Origin of the sequence: Anatilimnocola aggregata, from assembly GCF_007747655.1 — a bacterium.
Classification (GTDB): Bacteria; Planctomycetota; Planctomycetia; order Pirellulales; family Pirellulaceae; genus Anatilimnocola; species Anatilimnocola aggregata.
Map to the genome: position 1 here is coordinate 4738296 of NZ_CP036274.1, position 19753 is coordinate 4758048.

Consider the following 19753-nt stretch of genomic DNA (forward strand, 5'->3'; position numbering starts at 1 on the left):
GGGTCGACTGCAACGGGCCTATTGCGCCAAGTCGGCGCGATATTGTGGTGGAGATCAGGAGACTTCAATCTGGCCCCTGATCAACTCGTGGCCGCTTAGCGATATCGACGGCAGCAGTACCACATTCCATTCGCGCCTTGAGCGTAGCCGACATCGACTGTCGCCATTCCGCTGTTGCCATAGCAGCAGATGCTATAAGCGGCTTGCGCAGTGGCCCCCATTCCGCAGCCTTCATAGCCGGGGTTGCCGCCGAAATGTCCGACCACGCCGCGCGAAGCCATAATATTGGCTACACCCTGAGCAGTAGCCGTGCTATACGACGCGGTGACAGCTTTCGCCGACTGAGGTGCGGGTGAACTGTGTGCGGCCGCAACGACCTTCACTGGTTGGCCCGTGGTGCTGTGAGATGCCTGGGCGACTTTCACGGGCTGGGCGCTGCTATTGGACGCCGCGACAACTTTCGGCGGTGCCGAAGTAGTGTTGTGAAAGGCAGGGGCAACGCTCACCGGCTGGGGGTAATAACTGCCGCCACCACGTGACCGTCGTGCCTCCGCAGTATTCGCAACCAGCAGCAACATTCCGCAAACAAATAAAGCAATCCGTTTCATTCGATCAAACTCCATCGTGAGAACAAATCAAAAAACCAACGTTGATCGCGGTTACATCACATCTCTCCTTCTGTGTGTGGAATCCTGCCTGGGGCTTGCCATCACTTCGTGAGACAAGCCCCTGTTGTGCGACTAAGCGCGGCGTCGCCTGCTACGACGAGGCTGTTGCTTCATCGCATTGCGACCGCGGTGCAGTGCAGCGTTAGACGTTAGGAATGCACGATCCGACCATGGACCGCAAAGGTAGGTTGGTGATGGGCTGGCAGGCAGCTTGTCGACTTGCGACCATTCCGCGTCCCGTCAACAGACAGTGGGACTTGTCCCATGCGGAATTGCCTCGCATCTTGCGAGGGCTTTCAAGGGGCCACCTTGCCCCACAAAGCTAGCAGCCGTTGTTCCTTTGGAACAACAAGCAGGCCAACTGTGGGTCTCAATGTAGCGTGAGACGAATGCCGGGAAAGGCCGCCTTGACAAGTCGTGAACTGGTGGTTCGCAGGATTCCAAAATATTGCCGTACTCTAAACTAATACCGCAGTGTGTATGGCCACGTCAGCGCGCATGCACAAGACCGCGGATCACGTTGTCAGGCCCAATCGTTACACCGCAGCTTGAATTGCCTGCTTCTCGTGCGCCTTTGGATTCGGCGATCGTACCGTGCCGGAATATCTTAAATTGCGAGGGCCGGATTTGAACCGACGGCCTCGAGATGCTTAGCCAGTTTTTTTGAGACACCCAAACCCAGTAGTGTTTCGCTGACGCATCGGGGTAGACTGCCGGGCGTGCGAATACAATGCGGAAGCGCTCACTTTGCCAGTTGCTTTCCTTCGAGAGGTGTGACATGGGTTCACGCGCGGAATCAATTCTGCTTGCCGTGGTTGTATTGCTTTCTTCCGCAACAGCTTCCGCTCAGCCGTCGCTGCAGTGGGTTAATGGCCCGCAACTAGTATTCGAGCGGGAGAGTCAATCAAGCTGGGTGACGTTCGAATTAAACCGACTCACCGATGTGGAAGTAGCGCTCGTCGATCCGGCCAGTTCGCTCGTGGTCCGTCATCTGGCGGCCGGCGTGCTCGGCGACAATCCGCCGCCGCCACTGGTCGCCAAGTCGCGATCGCAGAAGATCGCCTGGGATGGAAAAGACGACTATGGCCTACCCGTCGCCGATCCTGCAAAGTTGACGGTGCGCGTCCGAGCGGGGATGAGCGTGAAGCTCGACCGCATCGTAGGCGGAGACCCTTACGCTTTTTGGTCGGAATTGAGCGGCCAAGGGGATCATGCTCAATGGATGGTGACTGGATTGGAGGCCAAATCCGATGGCAGCGTGTACGTGCTGGGAAACTCCACGTTCTACGGAGCGCCGACCATCCGCCAGTACGATGCCAGGGGCGCTTATCGCCGTACGGTTTTTCCTCCGCCCGCGGGAAAGCCTGTTGACGATGTGCAGGGCTGGGGCATCAACGTCCGAGACGACGGAACGTACACACTGCAGAGCCGCAGTGGTTGGGGCCAAGCTTCTCCAAGCAAGACCCTCTTGAGCCGAGGAGGCCAGGCGCTCTGCGCCACGCTCGTACCAACTTCCGCAAGCGACAATTTGTGCCTGACGAGCGTGGCTGGCCGCGATTTCGGCAATCAACAAATGACCATCGGCTGCGATGGCACACTTCGCGAGAATCAGGTCAACGTGATGCTGGGGGGCGAGCCTCTACCTACCCGAGGATTCTCGGGCAATTTGTTCTCGGCGCTTTCCTCCGACGGCAAGTCGCTGTACGTCAGCGGCCTGTTTGCCAACGACAATGCTCAAGGCATCTCCACGACCGGCTTTTGGCGCGATGGGCAGGTCTGGAAAGTGGATCTGGCTACACGGAAGACTCAAGTCTTTTTTTCGTTAGACGAGAAGGACGTGATTGCCACAATGAAAGCTCGCACCGCTTCTTCGATCGGGCATACCAGCGCTAACCCCTACGCAGCGCTGCAGGGTGTTGCCACCGATGCCGAGGGGCGAGTGTTTATCTGCGACCGCCAGAACAAGCGCATTGTAGTTCTGGACGACGAAGGAAAGTTAATCCGTGAAATTCCTGTCGCCTATCCCGATGCCATCGCCGTGAATCCGAAATCTCAGGCGCTCTACGTGACCACCCGTTTCGGCGACTACGGCGGCAATGGAGAAATGGCGCTGCTCAAGTTCGGCGATTGGACAAAGGACGATGCACCGGAGGTTTCTCTGCCGCTGCGCAGCGGCATCGGCAAGTTCAGGGAGAATTCACACCTAGCGGTGGTCGAGGACAAGGGTGAGATGTTTGTCTGGGTTGCCTACACCACGCTGCCTGTGCGCGTTTATCAGGATTCGGGTACGAGCCTGGAGTTAGTCAAAGATTTCTATGAAGCTGGTCCGCAGCGTGCCCTGGATTTGCAGCACATGGAGGTCGACCAAAAGACCGGTGATGTCTACATCGCCGATGCGCAGGGTTTCTGCTTCCGGATTACCGACTGGAAAGATCCGCAGTTCGTGCTCTGTAAGCAAGACGCCAAGACGCCGCTCCGAGCATCCAGTATCGCTATCGATGCGCGCAGCCGGCATCTTTATACGCACTATCACTGGGGCACGCCGGTATATCGCTGGTCAATGGATGGCGATTTCTTCACTCCTGCACCGGCGGGTGTCTTGCAAAAAGAAAGCGTTGTTACGATTCCGGGCCGACCTGTGCCGACTGTCGGATCAGCCCATGCAATCACCCCGCCGATCGCCTGCTCATGGATCTTCACTGGTCTCGGTGAGCGAGGCATCGCGGTCGCTCCCAGCGGCGGGCTGGCGACTTTGGGAGTGTTGCCCGATAAGAACAATCGTGCGGATGACTACAGCGGCCCGCTGCATTACTTCAAGCCCGAATCGGCCCGAGTACCTTGGCAACCGCTCCGCTTTAGTGGATTCGGAGGCCAGAAGCCTCGCTCCGGTGGCATTCGCTTCGATCCTCGCGGCAATCTGTACGTTGGCCTGCACAATGGCAACGTCAACAATATGCCGCAGGGGTTCGACAGAGACCCCGACTTCAAAGCGACCACGGGACGCATCTACAAATACGCACCCACTGGCTCTGTCGAAGGCGGCACGCTATTTCCCAAGGAGCCAGCGGCGCCGGACAAAGTTTACGACATTCATTACGGTCCGCTTGGGCCGCAATCGCGCACCCCGCGCTTCGGTGTCGACGGCTATGGCCGGGTCTATTATCCGACCGGTCAGTTGCCGCGGGTGTCGGTGATCGATAACGAAGGCAACCCGATAGTCACCTTCGGCACTTATGGAAACCGCGACTCGATGGGCGGGTTACCCGGCGACCTCGTGCCGACCAAGGATCTGCCCATGGCGTGGCCCAACAGTGTGGACGCGACGGACGACCACATCTACGTTTCGGACATCGTGAACGTTCGCCTGCTGCGGATCGAGAAGCAGTTCGCACTCAGCATGAATTCCGAGTAGATGGCGCTTGAGATCGCTCCGCCGTTTCCCTTTCACTCGCGGTAAGATAGAAGCCCGCCTTTTCACGAATAGTTTCCTCATTCAATTGGAACTTCGATGTTTTCTGACCAACGCTTTCTCTGGTGCCAACGAGTGGCGAGTTGTGTGGGATTGCTGCTGATCGGAATTCCAGCAATTGCGCAGCTACCGCCCTACGATGTTTTCCCGCCAGCGAATCCGCCTTACTACCGCGTGCGGTACGAGGCCTCGAAAGAGCCGGGCGAATTGATTTTTCCGGTGAACTATACGGTCTGGATTCCTCCTGGCGTTAAGCATTTACGCGGTGTGATCGTGCATCAGCACGGTTGCGGCGAAGGTTCGTGCAAGTCGGGGCTGACGGGTGCCTACGATCTGCATTGGCAAGCTCTAGCGAAGAAACACGACTGCGCCTTGCTCGCCGCGGCATATGAGCAGCCGGAAAAAGCTGACTGTCAGATGTGGTGTGATCCCCGTAACGGATCTGGCAAAGCGTTCGAGAGGTGCCTCGCCGAGCTCGGTGCAAAGTCGGGGCATCCAGAATTGGCCAAGGTTCCCTGGACGCTCTGGGGGCACAGCGGCGGCGGTCACTGGGCCGGGGGCATGGTGCTATTGCATCCAGATCGCGTCGCGGCCGCCTGGTTGCGCTCTGGCGTTCCGCTGCTGAAAGTTGATCCGGCAAGGCCCGGAATCAAGGCCCACTCGCTCGACGCTGCCGCCTTAAGAGTCCCTTTGATGTGCAATCTGGGAACCAAAGAAGGAGTGACGGTCAAAGATGGTCGCTTTGCGGGCGTATGGCGAGCTAACGAGGCGTTCTTTGGGGAAGTACGTTCCCAAGGGGGGCTAATCGGCGTCGCAGTCGATCCACTTTCAAGTCACGACTGCGGCAATCAGCGGTACCTGGCGATTCCCTGGCTCGATGCGTGCCTGAGTGCGCGATTGCCAAAGTCCGGCAGCGAGTCGCTCCACGACATGCCAATCGAGCATGTGTATCTCGCCGAGCCCACTAGTCTGGAAGCCGTCGCCGCCGCAAAGTTCAATGGCGATGCGCGGAAGGCGGCCTGGCTTCCAAATGAATCCATAGCGCAGGCTTGGATGCAGTACGTCAAAGACACTGCAGTGGTGGACACGACTCCGCCTCCCGCGCCGACCAACGTGCGTTTCAGCGGCAACGAATTGAGTTGGGAAACTGAAGCCGATTTGGAGAGCGGACTCGCAAGTTTCATCATCGAACGCGACGGCATGCCACTCACGAGCATCCCCGAAAAGAGCAGCAACCCCTTCGGTCGCCCGATCTTTCAGAATCTTCAATACAGCGACACACCCACTCAGCCATTGGTGCCGCTCCGCTTTTCCGACTCGACCGCCAAGCCTGGCAACAAACACACCTACCGAGTCATTGCGGTGAACACGCTGGGCCTGAAGTCCTCGCCAAGTGCCGATGCCACCTCGGAGCGGCCGCAATAAGGCTGACGATATCACTGCCTGGCGATTGCTGTCTCGAACGCGTTCAATTGCGGGTCGTTAGTCTGCTTCATATGCGCGAGCAACTTCTGGCTCAACTGCGCGACATCGCTTGCATACTTCGGTTCATGAATAAGATTCCTCCGCTCGGTCGGGTCCACTGAAATGTCGAAGAGCATCAAGGTTTCGCCTTCGACTAATTGCTTTACGCGAGATTGAATCGTCGCGTCGGTCGAAGCGCTCATCGCGGCAAAGCTCAGGCCGCTCATGGCCTCGACGCGGAACTTATTGGGACCGCCGACCCATGCATGAAACATCAACGCACGGTCTTTCGTGCGAACGCACCGCTGAGCGAACGACTTCCCGCTGCTCACGGTGTTGACATGCGTAATAACAAAGTCGCGATCGGGCTGCGACTCACCTTTCAGGAGTGGCACCCACGAGCGCCCATCGATTCCCTCCGGCGCTTTCACGTCGACCAACTCCAGCAAAGACGGCATCACGTCCACGCTGCTAACGAATTCGGTGTGCACTTGCGACTCCATTCTGTCGGGGACGCGTATCAGCACGGGGGACCAGGTGCCGCTGAGATACACGGTCGCCTTTGAGAAGGGAAACGACATCCCGTGGTCGGACATGAACACCACAATTGTGTCTGCATCGCGTCCTGCATTCGTGAGTTCTTTCATCAACAGGCCAAACGCAACATCGAACCGACTTACGCTTGAGTAGTACTGGGCGACTTCTTCGCGGACGCGCGGGATGTCTTCGAGGAACGCAGGAACTGTTACCTCGTTTGGTTTGAAAAGTCTTGCTTCATCGAGCGGTGCGGCCGCTCTCGCTTGCTTGCCGGCACCGTCAATGAATGGCCGGTGCGGGTCGCAGATATTGGCGTTGATGAAAAATGGCTTCTTCTCCTGTGCAGCGGCGGCCAGCATTTCACCGAACTTCTCCGCGAACTTCGTCGGCTGCTTGCCGAGTGCTTGGTCGCCAACAGCGTGCCAAGGGAACTTCTCGGCAGGTGCCATGTGCGCTGCCTTGGCAATGCAACCGGTGTAATAACCATGGACTCGGAGCACTTCGACGAGTGTTGGCACGTCGCGGCGAATCGGGTCGAACCCGAGTGCGCCGTTGCGATGCGGAACTCGTCCCGTCATCAATGCCGATCGCCCTGGCTGGCAGATCGGCACCGTGACATGACTGTTGACGAAACGATGTGCACTCTTCGCAAACGCGTCGAGGTGAGGCGTAGCACCCAGCCTGTTGCCGATCCAACCACTGGAGTCGGCATTCATGTCGTCAGCCGTGATAACAAGCAGATTCAAGCTTTTGGCCGCATCTGCAGCCAGCACGCCACTCGCGGAAAGTAGCAGTATGAAACTGACGAAGATGAACTTCCTGCACAATTCTGCTGTGCGGCTCAGGCTGAAATCGGATTGAGGCAGGCAATCATCAATTGAAGCAATCATCTCCATCCTCTTCATTTTTGGTCTTGCGGTATGCTTTTGAGCGAGCGGCGATCGCATATCCAAGTCGGCATATTGCCGCGTTTAATTCAGCGTCGTCAGCTTCTCACGCTCCCGTGCAGGGCTGCGCAGCAGAAGCACGAGGACCAGATTCATGAATCACCTGGTCGCGGCTGATTTTAATGCGGAAGCTCCGCGTTTGGTACTGAAAACAACTCGGCCCGCGTGAGGAGTTAATTCACGCGGGCCGTCGTTGTTTGGCACTAGTCGGGAGATTGGTCTCGCCCGGTACCTGGGTGCCGATGAGGTTCAGAAATTACGCATTGTCGTTGCTGATTTCGGTGGTCGGCTTGTTGAGATCCGTAAGCTTATCCTTGACCGATGTGGTCCCGGTGAGATTCGCGAAGAACAGGTCGAGCGCCGTCAGGCCACCGGCCAGAGTGTCGACTTTGTTATCGGGAAGCAGTGCGCCAAACAGGTCACTAGCAATCTGCGCCGAGCGATCAGCATAAAGTCCAGGAGCGGTCCAGTTGGCCAGCAAGGCTGCGAGTGCCAGGGCGTCATCGTCGATGGAGGTCGCACTATCGATGAGCACATCTTGGCCAGTGCCACCGGTGAGTTTATCGACATCTGCTCCGCCGATCAAAATGGCATGTCCCGTCGCCCCTGGGGCGGGTGCTGTGCCGACCTTGAGTGTGTCGTTTCCGTCACCACCCACTAGCACTGCTGCTCCCTTCCCACTGGTGAGCGTGTCGTTACCGGCGCCACCGAATAAGTAGGAAACCCCCAGTCCACTCGTGAGCTTGTCGTTGCCGATGCCGCCGATGAGGGTCGTCGGGCCACTGCCACCGGTCAGCGTGTCGTTGCCGGCGTCCCCATCGATAATCAAGTTCCCACTGAAGGCTGAGGCGTTGATCGTGTTCGCGCTGGTGCCACCCTTGAGTTCAGCAGCCTCGAAGCCGCTGTGCTTGATCGTGCCGCGGCCAGTCCGCGTGAGCGTCGTACTGCTCAACGTCATTGACGAGGCGTTGTCTGTCACTTTCAGCGTATCGACACCACCGTCTGCCTTTAGTTCGGCAGTACCAGCCCAGTTGTCGATCGTGAAGGTGCTATCCACTGCGCCTGTAACCGAAGTGAGTACTGCATTCTCAATGGTGCCTATGGTCACGTTCGGCTTGGCAGGACGCTGCAGCAAAGTCGGAGTCAGCACAAAGCCCGTGCTTCCCGCCGATTCAATCGTATCGGTACCGCCAGCGCCGATAACGTTGAGGGGCTTGGTCCAATCGGTCACGGTGAACTTGTTGGTCGATGAACCACCGGTGAGCGTCGCCGAGACGATGCCATTCATATTCACCGTCGCCGTCGTCGTGCCCGACGTGCGCGTGAGGAGTGCATCAGTCAGCACGAAATTGCCGTCACCCGTATAAGACACCGTGTCGCCGCCACCTTGACCATCGATCGTCACGCTGGCCGTCACTCCGCTGAAGACGAAGCTTTCGAGGCCAGTGGTCCCCTTCAATTCGATCCGTTCGATCTGGCTATACGAATCGGCCGATAAGCCCACCCGAATGCTCGTCGCCGAGACAATTGCGGAGCCGGTCATTTCGACAATCTTATCGATGCCCGCGCCACCCACGATCTTGTCGTTACCCAGGCCACTAACGAACGTATCGTCACCCGCGTTGCCGGCCATGGTGTCGACCCCATCACCACCAATGATGATGTCGGGCCCGCTACCGCCGGAAATCGAATCATTTCCTTCCTCGCCATAGATAGTCGATGGTTTGCTGATTGGGTTCACCGTGGTCGATTCAATCACAATCGAATCGTTGCCACTTCGACCGAAGATCACAATACGACCGAACGAGGACAGCGGGAAAGAACCAATCGATACGGTCGGAGCGATGTAAACTGTTGCGATAGAATTCTTCGCACGGACGACGATCGCGTCGTTGCCGTTGCCCGGTGTGCCGCTGCCGACGGGCGTACCAGTAATCACCAGCACAAATTGTCCAGGGTTCTCCGGGTCAGGCAGCACTTCTGCGCCGGGCGTTCCCGGTGTTTCCAGGGTAATGGCATAGTCCTCGACTTCGCCGTCGAGGGCCAAACCATCCGGTGTACTGATGCCAGCCGTGCTGATGCGAAAGCGAGCATACGTGGTTCCTTCGCCGACACCATCCGGAACACTAACCGCGAGGGAATTGTTGGTAGACGCCAGCACGAGACCAGTGGCAACTCGCTCGTTAGCGTCATTGAAGTCGCCGTCCAGATTGAAATCGATCCAAGCATCGAGTTTCTTCCCAATCGCGGAAGTGTTCACCACGAAGTTCGCCGACATACCCCGGATCAAGTTGGATGGCAAAGTCACGCCGTTGTCATCTGCACCATCTCCCACAGCACCAGTCGAGAATTGGCTCGAATTCTCCGCATCAACGCTGGCACCCAAGCGGAGACCGGTAATCTGGTGACCAGCGACTCCATAGCCGGCTGGAGCATCGCCATAATCGATCGCGCTGATCGATGTCGCTTCGGTATCCGAATCGTCACCTGTCACTACGCGAACTTCGGTCGAAGCGGTGACCGTTGCCGTATTCGAAATCAAGTCGCCGCTAAAGAGTGCCGTCGAATCGACGTGGACAACCACGGTCAATGTCGCCGAGTCACCGACAGCCAGGCTGCCGACCGTCCAAACATAGTTAGTCGTAGCTGGCGCTGCTGGCGGTGAGGTTGAACCTGTTAGCGTGGAGACAGAGACCACACTCACGCCCGTCGGCAGAGTGAGGACATCACTGAGCACGATTCCATTGGCATCGGTAAGGCCATTGTTCGTCACGGTCACAGTATAGGTCACATCGCCGGGTGCACTCACGGTCGCCACCGAACCGACCTTCGTTACGGTCAGGTCGATATCGTTGTCAACGATGTTCAACGTGGCTGTGCTTTGCGAACCGATTTGAGCATTCGCCACCACCGCCAGAGCAAGGTCGGCCGTTTCCGTTCCTTCGGAAACCAAATCGTTCACGATGGTCATCGTCACCACTTGGCTAGCGGTAGTCATCGTGACGTCAATCGTCGTCGAAGCATAGTCATCCACTGGCGTTGCCGTACCCGTTCCTGGGAACGTGACTTGAACACCAGAGCTTCCTTCGGCGGTATCGCGTGTCAATGTGACCGCGGCAGTGATCGTGCCATTCTCGTTGATGGTGTAGGTCGGCTGCGAGAATTGAATCGTCGGCGTGAAGAGCACCACATCGTTGCCATCTGTGCCGCGAATATACGAAATCTGCTTATTGAAGCCGTTCACATCCACCAGCGAACCGCCCGCTAGCGCCGCGAATGTTCCTGTCACGGGATCGACCAGGTTGTTATCGATCAGCGTGAATACATCAGCCGGCAGTGCGGTGTGTGTGCCGGCAATATCAAGTGCTGCAACACCCAGCGTCACCAGGCCGTTGACGATCAGTTGGTCATAGCTACCGGCGGTGTTGCCGTTAATCGTAAATGCCAAGGTGTCATTGCCATCTAAGAGGACATCACCATTCGACGTAACCGTCGCAACACCACTTCCCAATACCAGCGTCACGCTCTTGGACGAGGTATCGACATCGCCCGTGTAACTTCCTCCTTCGGTCACTACCGTTCCGCCAGTGGTGACCAGATTCACGCCTTCTTGAATCCGCGGCACAGTCCCAGTTTGCGCACCAGCCGTGTGAACGGTCAGGTTCGAGAAATCGCCTTGGAAGCCTGGCGCGGCGGGTGCGGTGTCTGTGCCAAAGGTAAGGTAGGGCGTGTAATCGACATTGGCGGCTGCTATTCCCAGAATGCCGGCAGAAATGGTTGCCAGCGTCGAAGTTCCGAACCAGTTGCCACTGGCATTGATGATCTCCGCATTCGACTCACGATTGAAAATAAAGGAAGGGCCACTCAGGCTATTGTTTGTGATGACATTGGTGGACTGCGTACCGTTGAACTGATCGTCGATGCGGATGTCGCCGTAGCCGTTCACCAAGTCAACAGTGGTGCCATTGTTCGTAAAGACGTTATTGCTGACCGTCGTGTTCTGCGCACCACGAGTGGAGTCGGCCGTATTGCCGAAGGCAGTCAGCCGTAGGCCGTACAGTGAGTTATTCGAGAACGTATTGCGAGCAATCGTGCTATCGAGCGGACCACCGGCAAAGCCGCCCGTATTTCCCGTAAACGTATTCTCCACGATTTGCGCATCATCGAACGACCGTTGCCCGGCATTGAAACCGAGGGCAAAGTTCTGAATCAGGTTGCCACTCACGAGTGGTGCGCGCACACCGCCCGTTGTTCCCACATTTCGATTGCCGTCGACGAACACGCCAGTCCCGCCCAAAGTTCCCGCTTGTGTCACGTTGTTATTCGTGAAATGCAAACCGTAGAAGGCGTCTGGGCCGTCAAAGAATACGGCTTGCGATGAGCCACTCGCCGCGACGAAGACATTCTTGTCGAACGTTGCTTCCACGGCCGGACGGTTCATATAGATTGCGGATGCCGTGAAGCCAGTTGCGACGGCTACATGATTGTTGATGAACTGCAAGCTGGTGTTGGTGCCACTGCTGTTGCCAACAACGCCCGTAGCGCCACTCACACTTCCCACAAAAGCGATGCCATTAATGATCGCTGCATTCGAGCCATTCTGCAGGTCCAACGCCACTCCACTGGCGGGTGCAATAATCGTTTCCACCGCTGGATTCGGCGCACCGACCACGCGGCCGCGCGCATCAACTCCCGCCTGAGCGCCCAGCAGATTGATCTGCTTCGCAAGAGTCACGTTTTCGGCATAAGTTCCCGCTGCCACATTCACCGTCGCGCCAACGGCGGCCACAGCGATGCCGTCTTGAATCTGGCCGCTGGGTGCGTCGTTGACGTTCACCGTGGTGGCGGTGGAGCCGGTCACGGTGTTGGTCACGTTGGCGTTCAGGTTGATGGTCGGTGCATTCAATGTCGTTGTGCCACTGAAGGTGGTGATACCGCTAACGGTAATTGCATCACCAACCTCAGTCCCCGTCGTGATGTTCAGGGACGTATTCAAGTGCGAATTGCTCGCGCTGACGATTTCGATATCGTCGACGCCAGCAACGGTGTCCGTATCGATCACAATGGCAGCGCCACGGACGCGAGCATTCTCAAATGCCACGCCACCCGAGGAGCCGGAAATCTTCAGGGCAGGGGTAACACCGTCGATGAGTGTGTCGTTGGCGATATCGACGCTGTCATTGGCATTGGGCAATAACAGCGTGAACGTACCACCGACAAAATCAAAGTCGATTGGCTCCAAACCGGTAAACACCACCGTCGAACCGCCAAAGTCGATGGTGCCATTTCCAGTGACGGCAGCGTCAGGCGTATAAGTCGCATTCTGGGCTGTCGCCGTAATACGAAGTGCATCGCTGGTTCCGCCACCACCGTGGAACGTAACCGGCTTACCGATCGGACCAATCACCGTCAGCGTGTCGCTCCCCAGTCCGCCTTCAATAACCAAGCTGTCGATTGCGTCAAAGGTGTAAACCGTCGAATTCACCGTGACGATGTAGTTACTACCACTCACAGTGACCGAAATATCGTCGTCGGCGCCCGTACCGGAGACCAGTGTGCCGCCAGCGAGCGTGCTCAGAACTGCGGTGTTGGGCTGATAGCCGAATGCTCCCGAAGTATCATCCCCCAGCGCGAGCCAAGGATCGCTATCAACAGGTCCCGTCTTGCCGGCAGCTACAACCGCAGCTGCATTGCTGCCCCACCAATTCTTCTCGGCATTGACCGTTCCCACGGTGGAGTTGACGATGCCGGGGAAAGTACCATCCGTTAAGAAGTTCTCGGTGATGAGCATGTTGGTTGGCGTGATCGTCGGAGTCGAACCCGTCTCACCAATCAAGATGGCTCGGCCAGGGGCAGGAATGTTCTGAAAAATATTGCCTTGCACCAGCACGTCGTCCAGCGTGGCGGGATTTGCGGCATACGAGCCGATGTCCCGCGGCTTGATGGCCAGAGCGCCGCTGACGTCGTTCGGGCCGGCACCCGTGCGAACACCCGAGTTATCGAAAATGTTGTTCAGGATCTGAATATTGCTGAAGTCACCAAATTTCAAATTCAACTCGATGCCCGAGTTGCCGTTGCCGTTGCTGTTGCCAACTGCTGGCGCAGGTAGCCCCAGGCCGGTATCTTCAATCGTGTTGCGCTCGATCACGGCGTCGTTTAACTTCTCGAAATACAGCCCCTTCCAAGCATTGTTGAAGATGTAGTTATCCGCAATCAATACGTTGGTGAAGTTGTTCTCGTTGGTTGTCGACGCAACGTCTGCGTAGTTGTGCAGACCAATCCGGTTATTGCTGAGTTCGCTGTTGATCAGCGTGAAGCCATTTACCGGAGTGGGAGCATCGACATAAATGCCACCGTTATAGAAGCCGGACAACGTTAAGTTGTCCATCAGCAGGTCCGTAACCAGTCCCGTCCCGTGAATCCAGACACCCCTGCGATAGTTGCCCGTCGTCGTCCCTTCGGTGCCATTCGCGCTGATGTTTTCCAAGGTGACAAACGACACCGCACTGCCGATGTCGATGGCATTGGTCTGAATCCCCTGAATCGTCAGATCTTTGACAATCAGGCGACTAGCTGCCGATGCTCCACTGCCGGTGATCGTGATTGCCGATGAGGGAATGCCACCTACCGAACCATCGATGATCGTGGTTGGGCCGGCACCATCGAGCGTAAGACTTTTGTTGATGACGACGTTATCGCTATAAGTTCCCAGGAGCACATTCACGGTGCCGCCAACGGTTACCAGGTTCACGCCTTCTTGCACGCGACCGACAGCCCCAGCTTGCGTGCCAGCCGTGTGAACGGTCAGGTTCGAGAAGTCGCCTTGGAAGCCTGGCGTGCCGGCATCGGTGTCTGTGCCGCTGTTAAGGTATGGCGTGTAGTCGACGGTGCCACTGGTGGCAGCAGTCACTCCCGCGAGTGTGCTGGTACCAAACCAGTTGCCCGATGCATCGAGAGTGCCCGTGCCATTGTTGCGCACAAGGAAACTGCCGCCGGAAGGTAAGGTGAGACTATTATTCGTGACCGATAGCAGCCCGGCAGGAATTGTTTCTGCAGTGGGAACCGAGATCGCGTTAAACGAACCACTAATAAAGTTATTCGAGACAATCACTGGCCCGGTGAACGACGTGGGGCGAAGGCGAATTGCGCCACGGTTGGCGTCGTTGCTGGTATTCGCATTCGTGATGGTGTTTTGCGACACGATCACGTTGCTCGCCGCTCCAGCAATCTGAATCGCCTGTTGGGCAGTCCCCGAAATCGAATTGCGGAGAATCGAACTGTTGGTTAGCGCATCGGTGCTGATGCCACCAAACACGGTCGTGGTAATAGAGTTGTCGGTAACTTCGGCAGTTGTGACACCGCCGGCACCAGCCGTCAATTGCATCGCATTGCTGGTGGAAGTGCTGAAGTTATTGTCAACGATGGTGGCATTGAGAACTGCGCCAGCAAAGCCCGTCATCAGGGCTACTTGCCCGGAATTCTGAACCAGATTTCGTTCGAAGGTGACGTTGGTCGTGCCTACGTTCACATTGTTGTTGGTACTCAGCGGGACCGACGAGCCACTGAACTGGAACCCACGAACCACGTAGTCTCCCAGCGAACCATTGGCAATGTTCAGAGTGCCGGAAATAAGCGATTCTGCCCCGCGCACACCCGTATTGGGACTGACCGCGGAATTCGCTCCCAACAGCGTGACTGACTGGTTGGCAACGATGCTCTCGGCATAAGAACCTGCTGCCACATTCACCGTTGCGCCAACGGCAGCCACTGCGATGCCGTCTTGAATCTGCCCGCTGGGCGCGTCGTCGACGTTCACCGTCGTGGCGGTGCCGCTCAGCACATTGGCGGTGATGTTGCGCGAGAGATTGGCGGTCTCGATGCCGGCGAGCGTGATGCTGCCGGTCGACGTCAGGTCAGCTGTATTGACGTTCAGAATGTCGGCATCCCCTTGGCCATCGATGGTGATGGCGGCGGACCAGGCAGCGGGCAAACTATCGAACTCGATGGTGTCGGCACCGGTGCCGGTGCGAATCGTCAAGCTCGCCAGGCCGGCGGGATTGATCGTCACTTCTTCGGCCACACCGGCGCGCGTCACCTTCAGGTTCGCACCATCGGCGGCCAGCGTCACTGCGGCGGCATCGGTCGTATATTCCAGCACCCAGTTGGCCCCGGGTGTGGTGACCAGAATCGGATCGAGCCCGGTATAGGTCAGCGTCTTGCCATCGAGCAACAGGCTGCCACTCGTGGCATCGGTGTGCGTCAGCGTGGCACTGGCGAGACCGGTACCAACGAACGACAGCGTATCGTTCCCCCCCGCACCACCATTAAAGGTCAAACCACCAGCGGGCAACGGATTGCCACCGGTGAAATCAATCGTCACCGTGTCGTTCCCGGCCAGCGTCTCGAGCGTCACGTTGCCTGTGATGCTGGCGAAGGGAATCTTGACCGTATTCGCATCAATGGCGATGACTCCGGCACCCGCGGCCAACGCGTTGAGTGGATCATGAATGACCAGGAAGTCGTCTGTCAGATCGCCGGGGGTACCGTTGTTGTCTCGCGACAACGTCAACTGATCGTCGGTGTCGCCACCGGCGATATCGGTCAACAGCACATTCCCCGAACCATCTAGTTCAACACTTGTGGATCCCTGCCCAATCAAATACCTCGCCAGAGCAAAGTCGCTTGTGTAACCCAAGTAGGGGTTGTACGAGCGACCGACCACCACCACGTTGCCATCGGCTTGTACCACGGCACCATAGGCTTCGTCGTCCTGCCCCTGGAAGTCGGTGGTTTCTTGGCCATCGGTCGAAAAGGTGTTGTCCAGACTTCCATCGGTGTTGAAGATGGCAATCCCAAAGTCTTGTTGCAGCGGGCTTCCGACGTAGGAATAGCCCACAACCACGAGACGGCCATCCGCTAACGCGACGAGTGATCGAGCATTATCCGAACTGCCGAAGTCAGCAGTCGCAATTCCGTCACCAGAGAAGGTGCTATCGAGCGTTCCAGTCGAAGTTAGCTGCGCCACGGCAAAATCGGAGTTTCCCATTCCAAGGACAATCGCGATTTTGCCACTGGGGGTGACGACCACGGCGCGAGCGTCCCGAGAGGACGTTGTGGAGGGCAAGATCTCGGCTTTGCCATCGCCGCTGAAGGTGGGATCGAGCGCGCCATCGGCCGTGTACTGAACAACCCCGGCAAAAAAGGTGTAGGTGTCGGTAGAGCCATCGTAGTCTTGGCCATAACCAACCGCGACCACCTTATCGCCCGGCAGGAGCGCGATCCCGTTGAGGACGTCATAGTGATCGCTACCACCTAAACCTATGTCGGTGAGGACAGATCCGTCCCCGCCGCCAAAGGTCGTATCTAGCGAACCATCGGTGTTGAATCTGGCGAGGGCAAAGTCGTAGCTCGCACCTGCATCGTAGTTGTACTGATAGCCACCTACGACAATCTTGCCGGTGCTCTGAATGACCAGCCCCTGACTATAAGCGAGATAGCTATTTGTAACTACCACTCCACCGGAGCCAAAGGAAGTATCCAGCGAACCGTCACCATTAAGTCGTAGTAGACGGTAGCCAGTCAGGAGCAATATCTTGCCATCCGGCTGAACCGCCACGGCTCGTGCATCGTCATAGCCCAGCTGCAGGGTACCGTCGGTGCCGAAGGATGAGTCCAACGAGCCGTCGGTGTTGTACCGGGCGATTCCCGTGCTGCCACCGAAGTAAGGGCTATAGCTATATCCGACTGCAATCAGTTTGCCGTCGGCCTGCTGCACCGCAACACTGCGCGCTTGATCGTCAGAGGTGTAACCGCCAGCTTCGAGGCCGAAGTTGATCAGCACCTTTCCATCGACGTCGAAGGTGGTATCGAGAAGGCCTGCTGCGGTGTAACGAGCAATACCAAAATTATTGCCGTACCCACTAGAAACATTCGTGTAGGCGTGTCCGGCGACAACGATTTCGCCGGTGGGAGCAATGGCAACGCCATAGGCATAGTCTCCCTGGGCACTAAAGTCGGTCGTGAGGGTTCCATCGCCGGAGAAACTCGGATCGAGCGCACCATCGGGATTGAATCTCGCGACTGCGAAGTCGATGCTATTCGTGGCAACCTCGTAGGCATAGCCACTGGCCACGACCTTACCATCTGCCTGCAGGGCGAGTGCGAAAATCGAACCCGAGTAACCGTCGAATGCTGCCACCGCAATCCCGTCGGTGTCAAAGCCAGTATCGAGAAGGCCCGCATCGGTCAGACGGACGACTGCAAACGAATCAAATCCGGTATTGGCCGCGATCGTTATTTCGCCGGTCGAAGCGACAACGACATCTCGCAGATCGGAAGAGGAAGATGTGGACGAAAACAATTCGGCCTTGCCATCGCTGCTGAACGATGTGTCGAGCGTGCCGTCGGGCAAGTAACGAGCGGCTGCACCAAAATAGGTATTGGAAGAACCGTCGTAATCGCGGCCATAACCCACGGCAATGAGTCGATCGCTGCTATCAACGGCCAGTCCCTGCAGGTAATCATAGTCATTGGCATTTGCTGTAATGCCCATCTCGGTCGTTATATAGCCTGCCCCTCCTCCAAACGATGTATCTAGCGAACCATCGGGATTACGGCGTTCTAAGGCGAAGTCGTAATGAGTAGCAGAGTTGTAACGCCGTCCGCCAATCACAATTTTGCCATCGCTTTGCTGTACAAAATCGCGAGCAGAACCCGCGTAGGAGAGGCTTACGAAACCACCGGAGCCAAAGGTTCCATCGAGGCTGCCGTTGGCATTGAGCCGAATCAATTGGGAATTGCTGGTGAGCAGGAGAATCTTCCCGTCGGCCTGCAGTTGCACTCCCCGAACTTCACCCGAGTTCAACAATAACAGACCGCTTGTGGCAAAGGTCGTATCCAGGGAGCCATCGACGTTTAGCCTTGCAACTGCCGTACGGTCGCCATAGACGTAACCATCGTAACTGCGGCCGGCCACGATGACCTTGCCATCGGCCTGCTGGACCGTGACGGCCCACGCGTAGTCTTCGGTGTTGATGTTGAGCAGGTCACCAAAGTTGGTGGTAACCAGGCCGTCGCCATCGAAGCTGGTGTCGAGCGCACCTGCTACCGTGAGGCGGGCGACGGCGAAGTCCCGTTGATAGGAAGTATTTACATCGAGCGAGGTATAACCAGAAATGGTGATCTCGTCAGTCGCTGACAAGGCTAACGCTAGTCCTACGTCCTCAGTACTGCCAAAATCAATTGTCACCTTGCCGTCGCTAGAAAAGCTCGTATCCAAGCTGCCATTGGCATTGAGGCGGGCGACAGCGAAGTCGTAGCCAGCGCCTGAGTAGGCATGTCCACCCAATACCAGTTTCCCATCCGCCTGGGCGCGAATTGTATTGGCTCGGTCGTCGCTGCCGGAAAAATCGATCGATACCCGGCCATCGGAATCAAAACTCGGATCGAGCGCGCCGGCACTGGTAAGTTGCACGACTTCAAAGTCGCTGGAGTAATTATATCCCGCGATGGCAATGGCACCGCTGGGCGTGACTACGACTGAAGTGGCGCTGCCGTCACTCAGAACCTCGGCCTTGCCGTCACCGCTAAACGCCGGATCGAGCGCTCCATCGGCATCGTACTGGGCAACTGCCCAAAAATAAGTATATGAACTGCCGTCGTAATCGTAGCCACGACCGACGGCGACCAGTTTGTCACCAGGGGCCAGTGCTAAGCCTTGCAAGTAATCGTAATCGTCGGAGCTTTCCGTGGTTCCCATGTCTGTAGTGACATAGCCAGCACCTGCGCCGAAGGTGGTATCAAGGGACCCGTCGATATCCAGTCGAGCGAGGGCAAAGTCGTAGCCTGTGGAATCGGAATAATCGTAGGCGCGGCCGCCCAGCACAATTTTCCCAGTGTTTTGAATGACGATCTCGTTAATGGAAAAGATTGGTAAAGTAGCGATGCCATCCGTATCGAAGGAAGTGTCGAGCGAGCCATCGGAATTTAATCGGGCAACCTGGTCTCCACCACCGATCACAATTTTGCCATCACTCTGCAGTTCGATGTCCTCGATAGTGCTCAAGTTGACTGGCAATACGAGGCGACCAAGATTGCCGAAGGAACTATCGAGCGAGCCATCGACGTTGTAACGAGCGAGAGTCGAACCAGACGTAAACGGACTGTAGCTATAGCCAGCGGCAATTGTTTTGCCATCGGCCTGCTGCACAGTGACTGCGTACGAGAAGTCGTCCGAAAGATCGGTGTCGTGACCGATATCGGTGAGCACGATGCCCCCATTGCCGAACGTGGGGTCGAGCGAGCCAGCCATCACCCGGCGTTCTTCGAGCGATTCGAGAAAGGCGCGGCGGCGGGCGGGTGCAGATTTGGCAGCAGAGGGTTTGCGGGCGAACAGACGATTCCAGAGAGTCTTGGTGCTGCGGAGCATGGATGCGGATTCCCAAAGAAAGGGGGGTTATGACTGCACACGCGGTTTCGGAGGGGGGAGCCAACCGCTATCGGGGAGAATCACATCGTAAATGGACATTCTATGCATTAAAACCACCTATTCGGGCTATCAGAGGCGTCATTTTGGGCATAGTTTATGACATAGGATGTCTCTCACTAATCGCCATAAGTTGCCTAGAGTTACGTGGTTACAGGGACCGAACGCGCATTTTTGGTTGAAT

The 19753-nt window shown here is 57.0% G+C and carries 5 protein-coding genes; 2 read left to right on the forward strand and 3 right to left on the reverse strand.

The genetic code is table 11. The features are described 5' to 3' along the window. Positions 1-95 precede the first annotated feature (95 nt). Complete coding sequence (locus ETAA8_RS17655; RefSeq protein ID WP_145091089.1) at positions 96-608, reverse strand: hypothetical protein; 513 nt, start codon at positions 606-608, stop codon at positions 96-98. 838 nt (positions 609-1446) lie between these two features. Between ETAA8_RS17655 and ETAA8_RS17660 the strand changes: the two genes are divergently transcribed. Further along, entirely contained in the window at positions 1447-4080 is a 2634-nt protein-coding gene (locus tag ETAA8_RS17660; RefSeq protein ID WP_202921050.1) for an SMP-30/gluconolactonase/LRE family protein, read from the forward strand. 96 nt (positions 4081-4176) lie between these two features. Further along, complete coding sequence (locus ETAA8_RS17665) at positions 4177-5562, forward strand: hypothetical protein (protein WP_238397408.1); 1386 nt, start codon at positions 4177-4179, stop codon at positions 5560-5562. An 11-nt stretch (positions 5563-5573) separates the two neighbouring features. On the opposite strand, the gene ETAA8_RS17670 is transcribed toward ETAA8_RS17665, so the two are convergent. Then, on the reverse strand, positions 5574-7028 hold the full coding sequence (locus ETAA8_RS17670; RefSeq protein ID WP_202921051.1) for a sulfatase family protein: 1455 nt from the start codon (positions 7026-7028) through the stop codon (positions 5574-5576). Between the two features lie 313 nt (positions 7029-7341). Then, a complete protein-coding gene (locus ETAA8_RS17675) occupies positions 7342-19512 on the reverse strand; it encodes a GEVED domain-containing protein (protein WP_145091098.1) in 12171 nt (4056 codons plus the stop codon). Positions 19513-19753 lie beyond the last annotated feature (241 nt).